This is a genomic window from Methylobacterium sp. R2-1 (genome assembly GCF_014191355.1).
Lineage (GTDB): Bacteria > Pseudomonadota > Alphaproteobacteria > Rhizobiales > Beijerinckiaceae > Methylobacterium.
Map to the genome: position 1 here is coordinate 64852 of NZ_JACHWM010000011.1, position 16904 is coordinate 81755.

At 68.3% G+C, this 16904-nt stretch carries 16 protein-coding genes and 1 other RNA gene; 12 read left to right on the forward strand and 5 right to left on the reverse strand.

Features of this window, described 5'->3' with window-relative positions; all coding sequences use genetic code 11:
• Positions 1-157 precede the first annotated feature (157 nt).
• From FHU13_RS16170 to FHU13_RS16190, 5 genes are all read left to right on the forward strand, one after another.
• The gene (locus FHU13_RS16170) at positions 158-610 is read left to right on the forward strand and encodes a DNA polymerase III subunit chi (RefSeq protein ID WP_183436881.1); all 453 of its coding nucleotides are present in this window, start codon (positions 158-160) and stop codon (positions 608-610) included.
• Positions 611-695: 85 nt separating this feature from the next.
• Positions 696-2360, forward strand: coding sequence for a S10 family peptidase (locus FHU13_RS16175; protein ID WP_183436882.1), 1665 nt, complete (start codon positions 696-698; stop codon positions 2358-2360).
• Positions 2357-2728, forward strand: a complete 372-nt coding sequence (locus FHU13_RS16180; RefSeq protein ID WP_183436883.1) for a hypothetical protein — start codon at positions 2357-2359, stop codon at positions 2726-2728. The genes FHU13_RS16175 and FHU13_RS16180 overlap by 4 nt, the downstream gene beginning before the upstream one ends.
• A 68-nt stretch (positions 2729-2796) precedes the next feature.
• A complete protein-coding gene (locus FHU13_RS16185; RefSeq protein WP_183436884.1) occupies positions 2797-3924 on the forward strand; it encodes a carboxylate-amine ligase in 1128 nt (375 codons plus the stop codon).
• Positions 3925-4007: 83 nt separating this feature from the next.
• Positions 4008-4553, forward strand: a complete 546-nt coding sequence (locus tag FHU13_RS16190; protein WP_183436885.1) for a DUF4142 domain-containing protein — start codon at positions 4008-4010, stop codon at positions 4551-4553.
• Between the two features lie 106 nt (positions 4554-4659).
• Here the strand turns inward: FHU13_RS16190 and FHU13_RS16195 are convergent, their stop codons facing one another.
• Entirely contained in the window at positions 4660-5706 is a 1047-nt protein-coding gene (locus FHU13_RS16195; RefSeq protein WP_183436886.1) for a threonine aldolase family protein, read from the reverse strand.
• A gap of 272 nt (positions 5707-5978) precedes the next feature.
• On the opposite strand from FHU13_RS16195, the gene FHU13_RS16200 reads away from it, so the two are divergent.
• Positions 5979-6656, forward strand: coding sequence for a GntR family transcriptional regulator (locus FHU13_RS16200; RefSeq protein ID WP_183437012.1), 678 nt, complete (start codon positions 5979-5981; stop codon positions 6654-6656).
• Between the two features lie 107 nt (positions 6657-6763).
• Here FHU13_RS16200 and FHU13_RS16205 read toward each other — a convergent pair whose 3' ends face one another.
• Together FHU13_RS16205 and FHU13_RS16210 are read right to left on the reverse strand one after the other, a co-directional pair.
• Positions 6764-7588 carry an enoyl-CoA hydratase gene (locus FHU13_RS16205; protein WP_183436887.1) on the reverse strand — a complete coding sequence of 275 codons (825 nt, stop codon included), beginning with the start codon at positions 7586-7588 and terminating at the stop codon, positions 6764-6766.
• A 25-nt stretch (positions 7589-7613) separates the two neighbouring features.
• Complete coding sequence (locus FHU13_RS16210; RefSeq protein ID WP_183437013.1) at positions 7614-8834, reverse strand: CaiB/BaiF CoA transferase family protein; 1221 nt, start codon at positions 8832-8834, stop codon at positions 7614-7616.
• 345 nt (positions 8835-9179) lie between these two features.
• On the opposite strand from FHU13_RS16210, the gene FHU13_RS16215 reads away from it, so the two are divergent.
• Together FHU13_RS16215 and FHU13_RS16220 are read left to right on the forward strand one after the other, a co-directional pair.
• A complete protein-coding gene (locus FHU13_RS16215; RefSeq protein WP_183436888.1) occupies positions 9180-9647 on the forward strand; it encodes a hypothetical protein in 468 nt (155 codons plus the stop codon).
• 67 nt (positions 9648-9714) lie between these two features.
• Complete coding sequence (locus FHU13_RS16220) at positions 9715-10137, forward strand: FKBP-type peptidyl-prolyl cis-trans isomerase (protein WP_003602245.1); 423 nt, start codon at positions 9715-9717, stop codon at positions 10135-10137.
• Between the two features lie 66 nt (positions 10138-10203).
• Here the strand turns inward: FHU13_RS16220 and FHU13_RS16225 are convergent, their stop codons facing one another.
• Together FHU13_RS16225 and FHU13_RS16230 are read right to left on the reverse strand one after the other, a co-directional pair.
• Positions 10204-11217 carry an adenosine kinase gene (locus FHU13_RS16225; RefSeq protein ID WP_183436889.1) on the reverse strand — a complete coding sequence of 338 codons (1014 nt, stop codon included), beginning with the start codon at positions 11215-11217 and terminating at the stop codon, positions 10204-10206.
• Between the two features lie 363 nt (positions 11218-11580).
• Positions 11581-11901 (reverse strand): hypothetical protein, encoded by a 321-nt coding sequence (locus FHU13_RS16230; protein WP_183436890.1) that lies wholly within the window; start codon positions 11899-11901, stop codon positions 11581-11583.
• A gap of 115 nt (positions 11902-12016) precedes the next feature.
• Between FHU13_RS16230 and ligA the strand changes: the two genes are divergently transcribed.
• The 4 genes from ligA to FHU13_RS16250 all read left to right on the forward strand — a co-directional run bounded on the left by ligA (position 12017) and on the right by FHU13_RS16250 (position 16899).
• Positions 12017-14464, forward strand: coding sequence for an NAD-dependent DNA ligase LigA (gene ligA, locus FHU13_RS16235; RefSeq protein WP_183436891.1), 2448 nt, complete (start codon positions 12017-12019; stop codon positions 14462-14464).
• 53 nt (positions 14465-14517) lie between these two features.
• Positions 14518-14922: RNase P RNA component class A (gene rnpB / locus FHU13_RS16240), an RNA gene on the forward strand.
• A gap of 463 nt (positions 14923-15385) precedes the next feature.
• Positions 15386-16471 (forward strand): 16S rRNA (cytosine(1402)-N(4))-methyltransferase RsmH, encoded by a 1086-nt coding sequence (rsmH, locus tag FHU13_RS16245; RefSeq protein ID WP_183436892.1) that lies wholly within the window; start codon positions 15386-15388, stop codon positions 16469-16471.
• Positions 16468-16899 carry a hypothetical protein gene (locus tag FHU13_RS16250; protein WP_183436893.1) on the forward strand — a complete coding sequence of 144 codons (432 nt, stop codon included), beginning with the start codon at positions 16468-16470 and terminating at the stop codon, positions 16897-16899. Before rsmH ends, FHU13_RS16250 begins: the two co-directional genes overlap by 4 nt.
• Positions 16900-16904 lie beyond the last annotated feature (5 nt).

A 16904-nucleotide genomic window follows, 5' to 3' on the forward strand; every position in this document is an offset into this window, starting at 1 on the left:
GTTCCTTCCCTGTTATCGGTCGTGGAAGACGAACCCGCCGCTCGGGGCATGGTTCAGAGCAAACTCGTCTCCTCAGGTTTACCGATCCGGGACCGGGCGACCGCGACGCTGCGTCCGCCCTGCCGAAGCGCCGCTCGATCCTATATGCAGCGATACCGTGACCGAGATCCTGTTCTACCACCTTCAGCGCCAGCCCCTCGAAAAGGTGCTGCCGAGCCTCGTCGAGAAGTCGCTGGAGCGCGGCTGGCAGGCGGCGATCCAGGCGGTGAGCGAGGCGCGGCTCCAGGCGCTCGACGATGGTCTGTGGACCTATACCGACGAGAGCTTCCTGCCCCACGGCACCGACCGCGACACCGATGCGGCGAGCCAGCCCGTGGTGCTGACCCTGCGGGAGACCAACCCCAACGCCGCCTCGATCCGCTTCCTGGTGGAGGGCGCCGAACTGCCCGCGGATGCGGGGACCTACCAGCGGATCTGCATCCTGTTCGACGGTACCGACACCGACGCGCTGTTGCATGCCCGTGAGCAGTGGCGCGGCGCCAAGGCCGCCGGCCACGTCGTCGCCTACTGGCAGCAGGACGAGAGCGGACGCTGGACCAAGAAGGCGTGAGATCAACGCGTCGTCCGATGGTGAGGCGCAAGAACACAGGCGCCAGTCCACGCACGACCAACCGGCCGAGGATCGCGAGAGACCGATGACGCAAGCCTTCCCTGCTCCCCGGACCGGAACGGCCCGGCTCTGCCTCGCCGGCCTCCTCTCGCTCGCGATCGGCCTGGGCCCGATGCCGGGTTTCGCCCAGCATGGCCCGTCGCAGAGCGACGGGCCGAGCCAGACGCAAGGAAAGGGGCAGGCTCAGCCGCGCAAGGGGCCGGACAAGGCGCCGGAAGGGCGCCGCCTGCCGCCGGACGCGACCACCGAGCACAGCATCGGCTTGCCGAACGGGCGCACGCTCGCCTTCACCGCCACGGCCGGCAGCCTTTCCCTGGTGGATGAGGAGGGCAAGCTTCAATCCGAGATCGCCTTCATCGCCTACACCAAGGCGGGCAAGCCCGAAGAGGCCGCCGCCCGGCCGATCACCTTCGGCGTCAATGGCGGTCCCGGCGCGGCCTCGGCCTATCTCAATATCGGCGCCATCGGCCCCTGGCGCCTGCCGACCGACGGCGCCTCGATCAGCCCGTCGCAGACGATCGCGCTCCAGCCGAACCCCGCCACCTGGCTCGATTTCACCGACCTCGTCTTCATCGATCCCGTCGGCACCGGCTACAGCCGCGCGGCGGACGGCGACGGCAAGAAGTACTGGAGCGTCGATGCGGACGCGTCGGTGCTGGCCGCCGCCATCGCCCGCTATCTTCGCCAGAACGACCGCCTCGCCTCGCCGAAATTCTTCGTCGGCGAGAGCTACGGCGGCTTCCGCGGGCCGCTGATCGCGCAGAAGCTCCAGCAGGATGTCGGCGTCGGGCTGTCGGGCCTCGTGCTGCTCTCCCCCGTGCTCGACTTCGCGTGGCTGCAGCCGCCCCGCACCACGCCGTGGGGGTTTGTGACCAAACTACCTTCCTTCGCCGCCGCCGCACTGGAGCGCGCGGGCACGACGCCGAGCCGCGAGCTCATGAAGGAGGCCGAGACCTACGCTTCGGGCGCCTATCTCACCGATCTTCTGAAAGGTCCGGCCGACCGGGAGGCGGTGGCGCGGCTGACTGAGAAGGTTTCGGCGCTGACCGGCCTCGATCCGGAGACCGTGAGGCGCCAAGCCGGGCGGCTCACCGCCCACAGCTACCAGCGCGAGATCAGGCGTGATGCCGGCCGCGTCCTCTCGGCCTACGATACCGGCGTGACCGGATGGGACCCGGATCCGACAGCCCCGCAATCGAGCTTCGAGGATCCGGTGCTCGACGCACTCCAGGCGCCGCTCACCACCGCCATGGTGCAGCTCTACCAGGGCCGCCTGAACTGGCGGGTCGAGAACATGCGCTATGAGTTGCTCAACGGCGCGGTCAACCGCGGCTGGAACTGGGGCTCGGGCCGCTCGGCCCCGGAAGCCATGGGCGCCCTGAAGGACGCGCTGGCGCTCGACGGGCGGATGCGGGTGCTCGTCGCCCACGGCTTCACCGACCTCGTGACGCCCTACTTCACCTCGAAGATGCTCCTCGACCAGATGCCGGTCTACGGCTCGGCCGACCGCCTCAAGCTCTCGGTTTATCCCGGCGGCCACATGTTCTACACGCGGCCGGACTCGCGCAACGCCTTCCACGACGACGCCGCCGACCTGTTCGCTCGGGCGCTGGAGACGCGTTCCGACGGGAGCGCGAAGGGCGGCAGCGCATCGGGTGAGACCACGCCGGAGAAGAGACCGACGCCTTGAGGATTTGTCTCGGACTTCTTCCCGCCCTGTTGCTGGCGGGCTGCAACACCGCTGAGCGCCGCGAACCGATTCAGCCGCCGCCTCCACCGAGCGCGGTGCTGCCCGCGGTTCCGGCGGCGCCGGTCGCCGCGCTCGGCCCCGTGCTCGACGGCAATGGCGCCTGCACCGGCCCGGCGCCGGGAACGGCCACCGCCATCGAGACGGGGATCGGCGAATGCGACCTCGTGCGGCTCAAGGGCCGCCCGCCGACCGACGTGCTGGTCGGCGAGGGCCGGTCCGGCCGCGAGGTGCAGGTGCTCTACACCGAGCCCGGCGCCAAGGAGCTGTATTTCTTCGTGAACAACCGCCTCGATCGTATCGTTCGTTAACGCGCGAACCGATTGGGCCCGCGCTTGCTTCCAGCCCGATCGGTCGGGCTGGGAAGGCGAGGCACACGATGGCACACGAGTACCGGTTCGGCGTCGAGGAGGAGCTGTTCCTGGCGAGCAGCCGCACCCGAGCGGCGCCGCGGGAATCGGTCTCGGCCTTCCACAAGGCGGCGCGGAGCCGCCTGGAAGGCGTCGAGCGCGAGATGCTGGAGAGCCAGGCCGAGATCTGCTCCAAGCCCTCGGTGAGCTTCGCCGAGACACACGAGGCGTTGGCCAAGCTCCGTACCGGCCTGTGCGCCATCGGCCGCGAGCACGGCCTGAAGGTCTTCGCCGCGGGCACCCACCCGACCGCGATCTGGACCGACCAGCGCGAGACCGCCAAGCTCCGCTACCGCAAGATGATCGAGACCCTGCAGATGGTGGGGCGGCGCTCCATCGTCAGCGGCCTCCACGTCCATGTCGAGGTACCCGAGCCGAACGAGCGCATCGCCCTGATCAACCGGCTGATGCCGTTCCTGCCGGTGCTGCTCGCTCTCTCCACCTCTTCGCCCTTCTACGAGCGCCACCGCACGGGATTGGCCGGGTACCGTCTGAGGGCCTATGCCGAGCTGCCGCGCACCGGCCTGCCCGAATTGTTCGACGGCGCCGACGACTTCGAGCGCTACGTGCGGGTGATGACGCGGGCCGGCGCGGTCGAGGACGCGACCTATTTCTGGTGGCACATCCGACCGTCGATCCGCTACCCGACTCTCGAATTGCGGGTCGCCGACAGTTGCACCCGGCTCAAGGATACGCTGGCCATCGCCGCGCTCTATCGCTGCCTCGTGAGGCTCTGCGTGCGCCGGCCCGAGCTGAATGCCCGGCCGACCGGTGCCTCCCGCGGCTTCGTCATGGAGAACCTGTGGCGGTCGCAGCGAGACGGGATCCATGCCGCCCTGATCGACGAGGCGAAGGAGGAGGCGGTGCCGGTGCGCCACCTTGTCGAGCGCTTGGTCGATCTGGTCGCCGAGGACGCTGCGGCTCTGGGCTGCGCCGCCCAGGTCGCTCATGCGCTCACCATCGCCGAGTGCGGCTCCAGCGCCGACGGCCAGATCCGCACCTACGAAGCGGCGCTCTCCGCAGGCGGCAGCGAGCGCAAGGCGCTCTCCAGCGTCATCGATTGGCTCGCCCGTGAGACCGCGAACTGCGACGCATGACGGCTCCGGGCGGGCTCAGCCAGGAACATCGGACGCCCGTTTCAGTTGCTCCGACAGGTACGATTCTTCCCTAGGAGACCTCCATGAGAACGCCCCTCACCGCTGCCGCCTGCCTGCTCCTGCTGGGCGCTGCGGGGATGCCGGCCCATGCCCAGTCGGTCGGCGAGAAGACCGGCGTGAATTCACTGATCGGCGTCGCTCCCACGGCTCAGGACTTCGTCACGCAGGCCGTGATCAGCGACATGTTCGAGGATCAATCGAGCAAGCTCGCTCTCGAAAAGGCCGACGAGAAGACCAAGGCCTTTGCCAAGAAGATGATCGAGGACCACAAGAAGACCTCGGACGAGCTGAAATCCGTGGTCCAGACCGGCGACATGAAGCTCAACATACCGACCGCTCTGGACTCGAGTCATCAGAGCAAGCTCGACAAGCTCAAGAGCCTGAGCGGTGAGGACTTCACCAAACAATACCACGACGATCAGGTGACGGCGCACAAGAACGCCACCGATCTCTACAAGCGATACGCCGAGGGTGGCGACAACGCGGCGCTCAAGGCCTTTGCGATCAAGACCAAGCCGCATCTCGACGAGCACCTGAAGATGGCTCAGGATCTCGACAACAAGAAGTAGTTTCCTTCTTTTTCGGGCGGCGTTCTTCGGCGAGCGCCGCCCGTTTTTGCGATCGGATTTCCGGGCGCCAACCGGCTCGGCCCCGGACGAGACCGGCGTGCTCCCGTCACGCGGCCTTTGCCGCGAACTCCGCAGCCTTTGCCCGGATCACCTCCGCCGCCCGGTCGATGCCGGCGCGATCCACGTCGAGATTGGCGGTCGCACGGATCTGATGAGCTCCGATCGCTCGCACGCGCACCTCCTCGTCGAGGCAGGCCGCGGCGAAGGTCGAGGCGGTGACGCCCAACGCCTCCACCGTGAAGCACAGAATGTTCGATTGCCCAGCCGTCGGGTCGAAGGCCAAGCCCGGCACGTCGGCGATCAGCCGATGCAAGCGGCCGGCATTGGCGTTGTCCTCGGCGAGCTGCGTCATGTGGTGGTCGAGGGCATAGAGCCCGGCTGCTGCCAGGACACCCGACTGGCGCATGGCGCCGCCGAGCCGGTACTTCCACTGCCATGCCTGCTCGATGAAATCCCGCGTTCCGCACAGGACCGCTCCGACCGGGCAGCCGAGCCCCTTGCTGAGATCGATCCAAGTGCTGTCGAAGCCGCTCGCGTACTCCGCCGCCGAAAGGCCCGTCGCCACCACCGCGTTGAGCAGCCGCGCCCCATCGATATGCGCTTTCAGACCACGCGCCTGGGCATAATCGCGGATCAGGCGCATTGCGCCGATGTCCCAGACTGTGCCCCCGGAAAAGCTCGTCGTTTGCTCGATCGAGACCAGCCGTGAGCGCGGCGCCGTGCGCTGCGGAACCCGGATCGCCGCCTCGACCTGAGCGAGGGTGAACAGACCGACCCGTGTCGGCAGCGCCTTCACCGACACCCCGCCGATCGCGGCGGCGCCGGCGGCCTCGGTGTTGTAGATGTGGGACTGGTCATCGACGATGATCTCGTCGCCGGGCCGGCAATGGACGAGGATCGAGGTAAGATTGCACATCGTGCCCGACGGCATGAACACGGCCGCCTCTTGGCCGAGCATCTCTGCGACCCGCTCGCACAGGGCATTGGTGGTCGGATCGGAGTTCGACTGCTCATCACCGACCTGTGCCCGCGCCATGGCCTCGCGCATGCCCGGTGTCGGGCGCGTCTGGGTGTCGCTGAACAGGTCGATCATAGTGCATCCATTCATCTTGGGCGTTCGGCCGGCCCCCTCGCTGCCCTCGAAGCCCGGTCCCTCATGCCGCGGCTAAATGCATGAAAAATTCAATCGGTCGCAAGCTGCCGAGATGGGGGCCCGGTTCAGTTGCGGAGCGACCCCACTCTGCCGGGACGGCACTTTCCATGTGGCTCACGAAGGTGGGAACGGCCACGTATCTCGACAGGCGGTAGCAGCAAGTCTAGGAATTGCGACGCGAAGTTTCGCATTTAAAATTCTTTGAGAGCTCGATGAATAGAATTGAGCCCAGTATCGGGATCAGCCGCCGCTACCTTCACGATGAGGTCGCGGACCGGATGCGCGAATTGATCAATGAGGGTGAACTGGAACCGCGGGCACGCGTCAACGAGAGCGAGCTGACCGAACGGTTCGGGATTTCACGCACGCCTCTGCGGGAAGCGATCAAGATCCTCGCGACCGAAGGCCTCTTGGAACTGCTGCCCAACCGCGGCGCGCGCGTCGCGAGCATCTCGCGCAACGAGCTCGAGGAGATGATCGAGGTCGTCGCCGGGCTGGAAGCAACCGCCTGCGAACTCGCCTGCCGGTCGATCACTGAGGATGAGCTGGGCACGATCGAGGCGATGCACCGGGACATGGTTACGGCGTGGCAGGCCCGCGACGAGGCGAACTATTTCCGCCTCAACCGTGAGATCCACGAGGCCATCATGCTGGCCAGTCGCAATTCCAAGTTGCGGAGCCTCTATCTCGGCCTCACCGGCCGCATCCAGCGTTCCCGCTACAGCGCTCACCAGACCGAGGCGCAGTGGGCGCAGGCAGTCGAGGAACACGAGCAGATGATCCCGCTGCTGCGTGCGCGCGATGGCGACGGCCTCGCCGCGCTGATGCGCCGGCACATCCGTGCGAAGAAGCCGGTCATCGCCGCGATGTACGGCGAAGAGGGGAACTGAGGCGCGTTTTTCCCAGCGCCGTCATCGCGAGGTGAAGCGGAAGCGAGCGGAGGCTGCGCAGCGTCCGGGACGAGGCGCAACGCTCGCGATGACGAAGAGCGATCGTCTCATCGGCCCTTGAAGTTCGGCGGGCGTTTTCCGAGGAAGGCTTCCATGCCCTCGCGGAAATCCTCGCTCATGTAGGTCATCAGGATCAGGTCGTCGCCGGGCCGTTCGCCCTCCACGGCCTCCGCTGCGCCTTCCTCGGCGATGCGGCGCAGGCCCTCCTTCGTCGCCTGGAGGGTGAGTGGCGCATGGCTCGCGAGCAGGGCGGCGAGCGCGTCGGCGCGGGTTGCGACGGCCGCGGCATCCTCCACCACCTCGTTGACCAGGCCGATCGCGAGGGCCTCCTGTGCCTCGACGAGCCGGGCGGTGAACAGGATGTCCTTCACCCGCGGCGCCCCGATAAGGTTCGCCAGCCGCCTCATGGTGTTCTGCGACAGGCAGTTGCCGAGCGTGCGGGCGATGGGAAAACCGAAGCGGGCATCGCGGCTGGCGATGCGCATGTCGCAGGCGGCGGCGATTGCCGCGCCGCCCCCGGTGCAGGCCCCGGCGATCGCCGCGATGGTCGGAACCCGGAGCCGCTCCAACCCGCCGAGCACCCGGTCAATGAAACGCTCGTAGCCGATCGCGTCCTCCGGTTTGCTGAAGCTGCGGAACTGAGCGATGTCGGTGCCCGCGGCGAACGCCTTGTCGCCGGCGCCGGTGATGATCACGGCCTTGATCGCGCGATCCGCCTCGATCCGCTCGCACAGCTCGACCAGCCCGCGATACATGGCGAAGGTGAGCGCGTTGCGCGCCTTCGGCCGGTTGAGGGTGATGCGGGCGATGCCTGCCGCGTCCACCGCGAAGAGCAGTTCGTCGGTCGAGGCGGTCTCGGCGTCAGCGTTCATGAAGCGGTCCCTCGTCAAGCGTCTCTCAGGCCGTCGTCTCGCGTACGACGCCCCGGGCGATCCAATCGTCGATCGCCGCCCCGTCATAGCCGGCTTGAGCCAAGATGGCGCGGCTATGCTCGCCGAGCAGCGGCGCGGGGCCGTGCACGCGCCCCGGCGTCGCCGAGAACTTCACCGGCAGGCCGAGCGTGCTCATCCGTCCGGCGCGGGTGTGCTCGACCTCGACCACCATCTCGCGGGCGCGCGCCTGAGGGTCGGCCTGCATGGCCAGCACGTCGAGCACGGGGCCAGCCGGCACACCGCCGGCCTCGAGTCTCGCAAGCCAATCGGCGGAGGGCGCGTTACGGAAATGCGGGGCCAGGGCCGCGGCCAGCGCCTCACGGTTCTCCATGCGGTCGCGATTGGCCGAGAAGCGCGGATCGGCGGCGAGATCCTCGGCGCCGAGCACCGCGAGCAGGCGCAGCCAGTTGGTCTGGTTGGCGGCACCGATGGTGATCCAGCCATCCGCCGTCTCGAACGCTTCGTAGGGCGCATTCAGCGGATGGGCCGAGCCCATCGGCCCCGGCGCCACTCCGGTCGCCATGGCGATGGCCGACTGCCAGTAGGTGAGGGTGATGCCGGCCTCGAACAGCGAGGTATCGACCACCTGCCCCTGACCCGTCTTCAGCTTGTGGACGTGGGCGGCGAGAACGCCCATCGCCGCCAGGATGCCGGCGGTGATGTCGGTGACCGGCGGACCACATTTCATCGGCGGACGGCCCGGCCCCTCGCCGGTGATGCTCATCAGCCCGCTCATACCCTGCGCCACGAGGTCGAATCCCGCCCGTTCGGCGTAGGGCCCCGAGCGGCCGAAGCCGGAGAGCGAGCAGTAGATCAGCCCTGGAAATTCCTGTCTGAGAACCTCGTAGCCGAGGCCGAGGCGCTCCATCGTGCCGGCGCGGTAATTCTCGATCAGCACGTCCGCGTCGGCGAGCAGGCGGCGAAGAATCGCCTTGCCGTCCGCGCTCTTGAGGTCGAGGGCGATGCCGCGCTTGCCGCGGTTCATCATCATGTATGCGGCGCTCTCGCCCTCGATCGCGGGCGGGACCGAGCGGCGGGTGTCGTCGCCGCCCTCGATCTTCTCGACCTTGATGACCTCGGCGCCCATGTCGCCGAGCATCAACCCGCAGACCGGCCCGGCCATGATGTGGGCCAGTTCGACGACCTTCACGCCGGCCAGGGGGCCGGACTTGCTGGCTTCCGGCATCGCCTCAGACACGCTTCGCAACGGATCCGCACGCAGAAGGCGAGTTGGACGGCCCATCGGATGCCTGCCACCGACCCATCGAACGAATCTCCCTTCGGACACGAGCCGCCCCGAGACAGCGACCGTTCGGCCGCCGAGCTCGGCTGTGCCTGCTCGCATTTTGAATTGGTTTTACGGGCCGTCCGGCGGCTGAGGCAACCGATTTTGAATGCGATCTTCGTGGAGGAAACAGGAAGCGGGGCACATTCGACGGAGGCCATGGAACGCCTTCGCCGGCTCCCGGTTGTCGGCGAAAGCGTGGCCGTCGGGGTGTCTCCCTTTCCGGCCCTGTAAGCGGAGGGATCGATGCGCGGGTTGAGGACGGCACTCGGACTTGCGGCGGCACTCGCGGTGACAGCGACGGGGATGGCATTGGCGGATGCGTCCTGCGCCCGCCGGATCGTCAACAAGTCCGGCTACATTGCCCTCGTCAGCCGGGACGGCGGTCCCTGGGTCGCGGTGCGGCCGGGCCGCTCGCAGACAATCAACTATTATCAGTCCGGACGCATCGACGTGGCTCTGACCTGCGGCCCCGGCGCTCTGCCGGAGCAGGCCGCCTATCGGGCGAGCTACGACACGGTGGCGATCATCGACCGCTGCTACATCCGCTTCGGCGACGGCTTCTTCGAGGAGCAGCTCGGCGGCGGCTTCATCGGCCGGAAGGATACGGGGCCGCTCGCCCTCAACAATCCGCGCCAGGGCGACCTCGTCGTCGGGCCGCAGGCCGGCGCCTGCCCGGCGATCGAGCGCGGGGCGATCAGCGCCCGCTATTAGCCTTGCAGCCGGGCGCGTGTTAACCCGCGCGCCCCGTCGTCAGCGACGACGCGCCGAGACGAGATTCATGCGCTCGATTCTTCCCCTAGCCGGAGCCATCGCCCTCGCCATGACCAGTGCCGCTTCCGCCGCCCAACCCGTCACGCTGCCTTCGGGCCTCAGCTACACCGACGAAGTGGTCGGCACCGGCCCCGAGCCGAAGTCCGGCCAGCAGGTCACCGTCCACTATACCGGCTGGCTCGATGAGGGCGGCGGGAAGCGGGGCAAGAAGTTCGATTCCTCCCGCGACCGCGGTCAACCCTTCTCCTTCACCATCGGTGCGGGCCAAGTGATCCGCGGCTGGGACGAGGGCGTCGCCACGATGAAGGCCGGCGGCCGCCGCATCCTGACGATCCCGCCGGATCTCGGCTACGGCGCCCGTGGCGCCGGCGGCGTGATCCCGCCGAACGCCACGCTGATCTTCGACGTCGAGCTGATCGGCTCGCGCTGATCTCGCGCTGATCGCAGCATCCCCTCCGGTGCCCCTGCGGGCGCCGGATCCCGTGAGCGAAGGTCCTCAGACCAGCTTGTGCTCGCGCGCCAGCGCCAGGAGGTCGCGCTGCGGCCGGGCGCCGATATGCTCGATGACCTCGGCTGCTGCGAGCGCACCGAGACGGGCCGAGGCCACGTAGTCGATGCCGCGGGTGTAGCCGGCGAGGAAGCCCGCCGCGAACAGGTCGCCGGCCCCCGTGGTGTCGATCACCTCGCGCACCGGGAAGGCGTCCACCGCCCGCACCTCGCCGCCGCGCACCACCAGTGCGCCCTTTGACGAGCGGGTAACGAGGCCGAGCAGGTGCGTGCCCTTGACGCCGCGCTCCTCGCGAAGGGCCGCGACGGCCGCTTCCGGATCATCGGTCTGATAGAGGCTCTGCAACTCGCCGATATTGGCGAACAGGATGTCGATGCTGCCGTTGCGGATGAGTTCGAGGAACTCCTCGCGATAGCGCCCGACGCAGAAGGCGTCCGACAGGGTCAGCGCCACGGCATTGCCGGCCGAATGCGCCACCTTCACCGCCTTGCGGAACGCGTCCTTGGCGGCCGGCGGGTCCCACAGATAGCCTTCGAGATAGGTGACGCGGGCCGAGCGCACGGTCGCCTCGTCCACGTCGTCGGGCGAGAGGCCCTGGCAGGCGCCGAGATAGGTGTTCATGGTGCGCTCGCCGTCGGGCGTCACCAGGATGAAGCAGCGGGCGGTGGCCGGGCCGTCGCTGGCCGGCGGCACCTCGAACCGCACCCCGGTCGCCTTCAAGTCGTGGCTGAACAGCCGGCCGAGTTCGTCCTCGTGCACCTTGCCGACGAAGCCGGTCTTGGCGCCGAGCAAAGCCGCGCCGACGGCGGTGTTGGCTCCCGAACCGCCGGAAACGACGGTGGCCGGCCCCATCACCTCGAAAAGGTTCTCGGCCCGCGGCTCGTCGATGAGCTGCATCGCGCCCTTCGCCACGCCCTGCTGGACAAGGAAATCCTCGTCGGCATGGGCAATGAGATCGACGATGGCGTTGCCGAGGACGAGGAGGTCGAGGGATTGGGACATCGGGCCGTCCGGTCTCGCGTGACAGATGGGCCGGGCCTGTCGCACCCCGCTCGACAAGCGTCAAGCAAAGGCCGCCTCAAGGCTCCGCGAACAGGGCGGTCTGGGCAGCGAACTTCGTTTCGACATGCCGAACGCATTGGGACGGCATCGATACGATCGCGCCATCAACGAGTTCGTAGCGCCCAGGCCGTCACTCGGCCCAGTCGATGAACTAAACGACGGTCCTACGATGGGCGGGCGAACCGTGCATTCCAGTGCGGCTATCACACGCCCCGATGCGCGCGAAGGTTGTCGTCCGCTGCCCTTATCGGCCGATGGGACCCAGGCGGAACGGACCTCGTTCCCGCATCCACGATACTGACATCACTGCTGCAACGCCTTCACCTCGCACTGCGCGTAGTCCGAGCTCGCCTTGACGTAGGCATTGAGCTTCTGCACGTAAGCTCCTGCGATCGCTTGGAAAGCCTGGGCCTGTGCGTTGTAGGCCTTGATCGCGTCGTTGTAGCTGTAGGCCTCCCAGCCGGGGCAGCCATCCTTCTTGTCGAGGCAGGCCGGCTTTTCGGGGAGCTTCGGCTTTTCCGGGCGAGCCTCGGCCGGCGGGGGCGTCGGCGGCGTGCAGGGGGTGGCGAGCACCGGCCCCGCGAAACTGGCGAGCGCCAGTGCCGTGATGATGCGTCCTGCCATGATCCGCTCCCAAGCCCTGTTCCGACGGTTGTGTCCGTCGAGTTGTGGCGGGAATGCGGTCGCCGCGGCACCGGCGTTAACGCACCGTCGCGCGAGATCGGCTAGAACGCGGCCCATGCCGCGCACGCCCCATTCCGCCGTCGTCGAATCTCTGAGCGAGGACGCCGCCCAGGCGCGCCATGCCGAGCTGTCGAGAGCGATCGAGCGGGCGAACCACCTCTACTACAACGAGGATGCGCCCGAACTCACCGATGCCGAGTACGACGCTCTGCGCCAGGAGTTGGAGGCGATCGAGGCGAACTTCCCCGCGCTGACCGGCACCACTGAGGCGAGCGCGGGCGTCGGTGCAAAGCCTTCGGAAAAATTCGCCAAGATCCGGCACGCGATGCCGATGCTGTCGCTCGGCAATGCCTTCGCCGATGAGGACGTGGAGGAATTCGTCGCCCGCGTGCGCCGCTTCCTCAACCTCGCCGTCGACGAGCCGGTCGCCTTCACCGCCGAGCCGAAGATCGACGGGCTGTCGCTGTCGTTGCGCTACGAGGGGGGCCGCCTTGTCACCGCGGCGACGCGGGGCGACGGCGAGGTCGGCGAGAATGTCACTGCCAACGCCAAGACCGTGGACGACATCCCCGAGACGCTCTCGGGCGAGGGCATCCCCGACGTGTTGGAGGTGCGCGGCGAGATTTATCTCTCGCACGCGGATTTCGCGGCCATCAACGCGCGCCAGGAGGCGGCGGGCAAACCGCTTTTCGCCAATCCGCGCAACGCCGCCGCCGGATCGCTCCGCCAGCTCGATCCGGCGATCACCGCATCGCGGCCCCTACGCTTCTTCGCCTACGCCTGGGGCGACGTCTCGGAGCCCTTCGACGACACGCAATCGGCGGTGCTGGAGCGATTCCGGGGCTGGGGCCTCCCGGTCAATCCGCGGACGAAGCTGTGCCGGTCGGCTGAAGAAATGATCGCGCATTACCGTGCCATCGAGGCGGAGCGGGCGGGCCTCGGCTACGACATCGATGGCGTCGTCTACAAGGTGGACGATCTCGGCTTTCAGCGCCGGCTCGGCTTCGTCAGCCGCGCGCCGCGCTGGGCGCTGGCGCACAAATTCGCGGCGCAGGAGGCGATCACCGAACTGCTCGCCATCGACATCAATGTCGGCCGCACCGGCTCGCTCAATCCGCTGGCGCGCCTCAAGCCCGTCACCGTCGGCGGCGTCGTGGTGTCGAACGCGACGCTGCACAACGAGGGGTACGTCCAGGGCGTGGGCGCCGACGGCGAGCCGATCCGCGAGGGCCGCGACATCCGCGTCGGCGACACCGTGATCGTGGTCCGCGCGGGCGACGTGATCCCCAAGGTGATGGACGTGGTGCTCGACAAGCGCCCGGCCGATGCCGTGCCTTACGTCTTCCCCGAGGCATGCCCGGCCTGTGGCAGCCGGGCGGTCCGCGAACTCAACCCGCGTACGAAAAAACTCGACGCGATCCGCCGCTGCACCGGCGGGCTGATCTGCCCGGCACAGGGGGTGGAGCGGCTGAAGCACTTCGTCTCGCGCAACGGCTTCGATCTCGAAGGGTTCGGCCAGACCTATATCGAAGTGCTGTTCGAGGCGGGCCTCGTGAAGCAACCCGCCGACCTGTTCCGTCTCCAATTCGAGCCCTTGAAGGCAGCTATCGTCGCGCGGCGCGAAGCGCTGTCCGCGCAGCGCCGCGCCGAGGGTGAAGCGGCGCCCAAGAAGCCGACCAAGAAGAAGGGCGAGGAAGAGGACAAGGCGATCAAGAACCTGCTCGCCTCCCTGGAGGCGCGCCGAAAGATCCCGCTCAACCGCTTCCTGTTCGCGCTCGGCATCCCGCAGATCGGTGAGTCGACCGCGAAGGCCCTGACCAAGCGCTTCCCCGACATGCCGGCGTTGATGGCGGCGCTCGACGCGGCAACGCGGGAGCAGGCGGGGCGCGACTGGCTCGAACTCTCGGCGCTCCCCCGGATCGGGCCCGGCACCCGTGACCGGCTGTTCGAGACTCTCGATCCGCTACCGGGCGAGGCGATGCAGGGTTTAAGCCTCGGCGCACGCCTGCGCGGACGGCTCACGCCCTCTCAGCGCGAGGCGGTGCTTGCCCATTACGGCAGTGAGGCGGAAACGGATGCGGCCCTCGAACGGGCGGCGACGCAGCGGCCCGGCGACGCCTACCGGCTGTTCGCCGACGACGGCGAAATCGGTCCCGTCGCGACGGATTCGCTGATCCAGTTCTTCTCCGAGCCGCACAATGACGCGGCGGTTCGGGCGCTACTCGAAGAGGTGGGCACCGAACCGCTCGCCGCCCCGGCCGCCTCGGCGGCGGCTTTCGCCGGCAAGACCGTGGTGTTCACCGGCACCCTCGAGAAGATGACCCGCAGCGAGGCCAAGGCCACCGCCGAGCGCCTGGGCGCCAAGGTCTCGGGTTCGGTCTCGGCCAAGACCGACCTCGTGGTCGCCGGTCCAGGCGCCGGCTCGAAGCTCAAGGACGCCGAGCGGCACGGGGTGAAGGTGGTCTCCGAGGACGATTGGCTGGCGATGCTGGCGGAAGCGTAATTCCCCGACGAGCCTTGACCCCGCGCCTCCCGCGGCGCAATCCGTGCCCCGGATCAGCCGGCCGGGCGGCCGCTCCGCCTTTGGGTGGGGAGGAAAGTCCGGGCTCCATGGAGAGGCGGTGCCGGATAACTTCCGGCGGGGGCGACCCCAGGGAAAGTGCCACAGAGAGCAGACCGCCTTGCCAAGGCTCGTCCTTCGCAAGGTCAGGGTGAAAGGGTGCGGTAAGAGCGCACCGCGGACGCGGCAACGCGGACGGCACGGCAAACCCCACCGGGAGCAAAACCGAATAGGGGCGACACGCCCTCTCCGCGAGGAGAGGGCAGGCCCACTCTCCAGGCTCGTCGCCCGGGTTGGTTGCTCGAGGCGGCCGGCAACGGCCGTCCCAGAGGAATGGCTGCCACGCCCGTGAGTTCATCTCACGGGCCCTACAGAACCCGGCTTACAGGCCGGCTGATCCACCCGGCGCTCCCGAAGAGTCCATGAAGAGTGCTTTCCAAATTCGGCACGGCGAAGTGCTTCTTGAACTTCGCAAAATGAACGGCTGCGAGTCCGGTGCCGGCGCATGAGTTGCCGTTCGCTCGGCGGGTAAACCTCAAGAAAACGCGCGCTCCATTGACGCTCGGTTAACCTTGATGCGGTCAGATCAGAGCAGCCTGCATGGTCAAGCTCGTTGACGCGTTTCGAGGGCCCATGTTACCCCGAGCCATCCCGTTGACGCCCTATTCTGGATCGGCCAACACTCGCTCAGGTTGCCTCGCGGGACTGCGCGCGCATGGCCGGAGCCGCTCGCGGATCGGCGTCGCCACATCCGATCGGGCCGCCGTGCGGTCCGTCCACTCAGCAGGCCCTCATGACTCGTCCCTCGCCGGATGGCGCCCGAGCTTTCTCCGGATTCCGCGAGAGCGCCGCGGGGCAATGCCGATGAGCCGGACGCCTCGCACGGTGAAAGCCGAGACGTCGAAGGCTGGGCCGTCGAAGGCTGGGACGTCGACGGCCGAGCCCGTCCGTCACATTCCCGTTCTTCTCGCCGAGGTTCTCGCCGCGCTCACCCTCGACCGTCCGGGCCTCGCCGTGGACGGCACCTTCGGTGCCGGCGGCTACACCCGCGCGCTCCTCGATGCCGCTCCCGAGATCCAAGTGATCGCCATCGACCGCGATCCCACCGCGATCCGGTCCGGCGCCGGTCTCCTGGACGCGTCCGCGGGCCGTCTGCGACTGGTCCAGGGCCGCTTCGGCGATCTCGATACCCTGATCGCCGAGCAGGACGAAGCGCAGGCCGATTGGGTGGTGCTCGATATCGGCGTGTCCTCGATGCAGCTCGACGAGGCGCAGCGCGGTTTCTCGTTCCGCCACGACGGACCGCTCGACATGCGCATGGGCGGCGACGGCCCGAGCGCGGCCGATCTCCTGAACGGCGAGGAGGAGGCAACGATTGCCGACATCCTCTACCATTTCGGCGAGGAGCGCCGCTCGCGAGCCGTGGCCCGCGCCATCGTCGAGGCGCGCCGCCGCGCCCCGATCGAGTCGACGGCGCAGCTCGCCGAGCTCATCGCTGGCGTGGTGCGGCCCGAACCCGGCAGCCCGATCCATCCGGCGACCCGCAGCTTCCAGGGCCTGCGAATCGCGGTGAACGACGAACTCGGGGAATTGGTTCGCGGCCTCCACGCCGCCGAGCGGGTGCTCAAGCCCGGCGGCCGGCTCGCCGTGGTGACGTTCCATTCGCTGGAAGACCGCATCGTGAAGCAGTTCTTTTCCGCCCGCAGCGGCCGGGCGGCGCAGGCCTCCCGCCACCTGCCCGGCGTCGAGCGGCCGGCGCCCAAGAGCTTCCGGCTCGTGACCAAGGGTCCGGTCCTGCCCTCGCAGGCGGAGACGGACGTCAATCCGCGGGCGCGTTCGGCCAAGCTGCGCGCCGGCGAGCGGACCGACGCACCGGCGCCGCCGCCGCTGAGCGCCATCGAAACGCTGGCGAGCCTGCCGGCTCCGCAGGGACGGGTGGCACGGCGATGATCCGGCTTCTCAACGTGCTGGCGATCGTCGGCCTGATCGGCTCGGCGGTCTACGCCTACTCGATCAAGTACGACACGCTCTATCAGGCCGGGCAGGTCTCCAAGCTGAAGACGGCTCTGCACAAGGAGCGGCAGGCCATCGCGGTGCTGCGCGCCGAGTGGCAGCTCCTGACTCGGCCCGACCGGCTCCAGGCAGCGGTCGAACGTCATCTGACCCTCGAGCCCATCGGCGACGGGCATCTCGCCCGCCTCTCCGATCTGCCGAACCGGCCCGACCGGGGCGACGAGATCGGCCGTCTCCTGGCCTCCACGGCGACCCCGACCGTGACGCCGAAGGACAAGCCGTCCAGCACCCGCGACGAGCCGCGCACAACGGGCTCGGTCACCACCCGCACCGTCTCCACCCGTCCACCGACGGCCTCGAGGTAGCGTTC

Excerpts from the sequence above, each read along its gene's own strand:
- FHU13_RS16205 (WP_183436887.1), bottom strand. The coding sequence starts at position 7,588 with ATGAACGCTGACGCCGAGACCGCCTCGACCGACGAACTGCTCTTCGCG.
- FHU13_RS16220 (WP_003602245.1), top strand. The coding sequence starts at position 9,715 with ATGCGCTCGATTCTTCCCCTAGCCGGAGCCATCGCCCTCGCCATGACC.
- FHU13_RS16190 (WP_183436885.1), top strand. The coding sequence starts at position 4,008 with ATGAGAACGCCCCTCACCGCTGCCGCCTGCCTGCTCCTGCTGGGCGCT.
- FHU13_RS16175 (WP_183436882.1), top strand. The coding sequence starts at position 696 with ATGACGCAAGCCTTCCCTGCTCCCCGGACCGGAACGGCCCGGCTCTGC.
- FHU13_RS16200 (WP_183437012.1), top strand. The coding sequence starts at position 5,979 with ATGAATAGAATTGAGCCCAGTATCGGGATCAGCCGCCGCTACCTTCAC.
- FHU13_RS16215 (WP_183436888.1), top strand. The coding sequence starts at position 9,180 with ATGCGCGGGTTGAGGACGGCACTCGGACTTGCGGCGGCACTCGCGGTG.
- FHU13_RS16230 (WP_183436890.1), bottom strand. The coding sequence starts at position 11,901 with ATGGCAGGACGCATCATCACGGCACTGGCGCTCGCCAGTTTCGCGGGG.
- rsmH (WP_183436892.1), top strand. The coding sequence starts at position 15,386 with ATGAGCCGGACGCCTCGCACGGTGAAAGCCGAGACGTCGAAGGCTGGG.
- FHU13_RS16225 (WP_183436889.1), bottom strand. The coding sequence starts at position 11,217 with ATGTCCCAATCCCTCGACCTCCTCGTCCTCGGCAACGCCATCGTCGAT.
- FHU13_RS16195 (WP_183436886.1), bottom strand. The coding sequence starts at position 5,706 with ATGATCGACCTGTTCAGCGACACCCAGACGCGCCCGACACCGGGCATG.
- FHU13_RS16250 (WP_183436893.1), top strand. The coding sequence starts at position 16,468 with ATGATCCGGCTTCTCAACGTGCTGGCGATCGTCGGCCTGATCGGCTCG.
- ligA (WP_183436891.1), top strand. The coding sequence starts at position 12,017 with ATGCCGCGCACGCCCCATTCCGCCGTCGTCGAATCTCTGAGCGAGGAC.
- FHU13_RS16185 (WP_183436884.1), top strand. The coding sequence starts at position 2,797 with ATGGCACACGAGTACCGGTTCGGCGTCGAGGAGGAGCTGTTCCTGGCG.
- FHU13_RS16210 (WP_183437013.1), bottom strand. The coding sequence starts at position 8,834 with ATGCCGGAAGCCAGCAAGTCCGGCCCCCTGGCCGGCGTGAAGGTCGTC.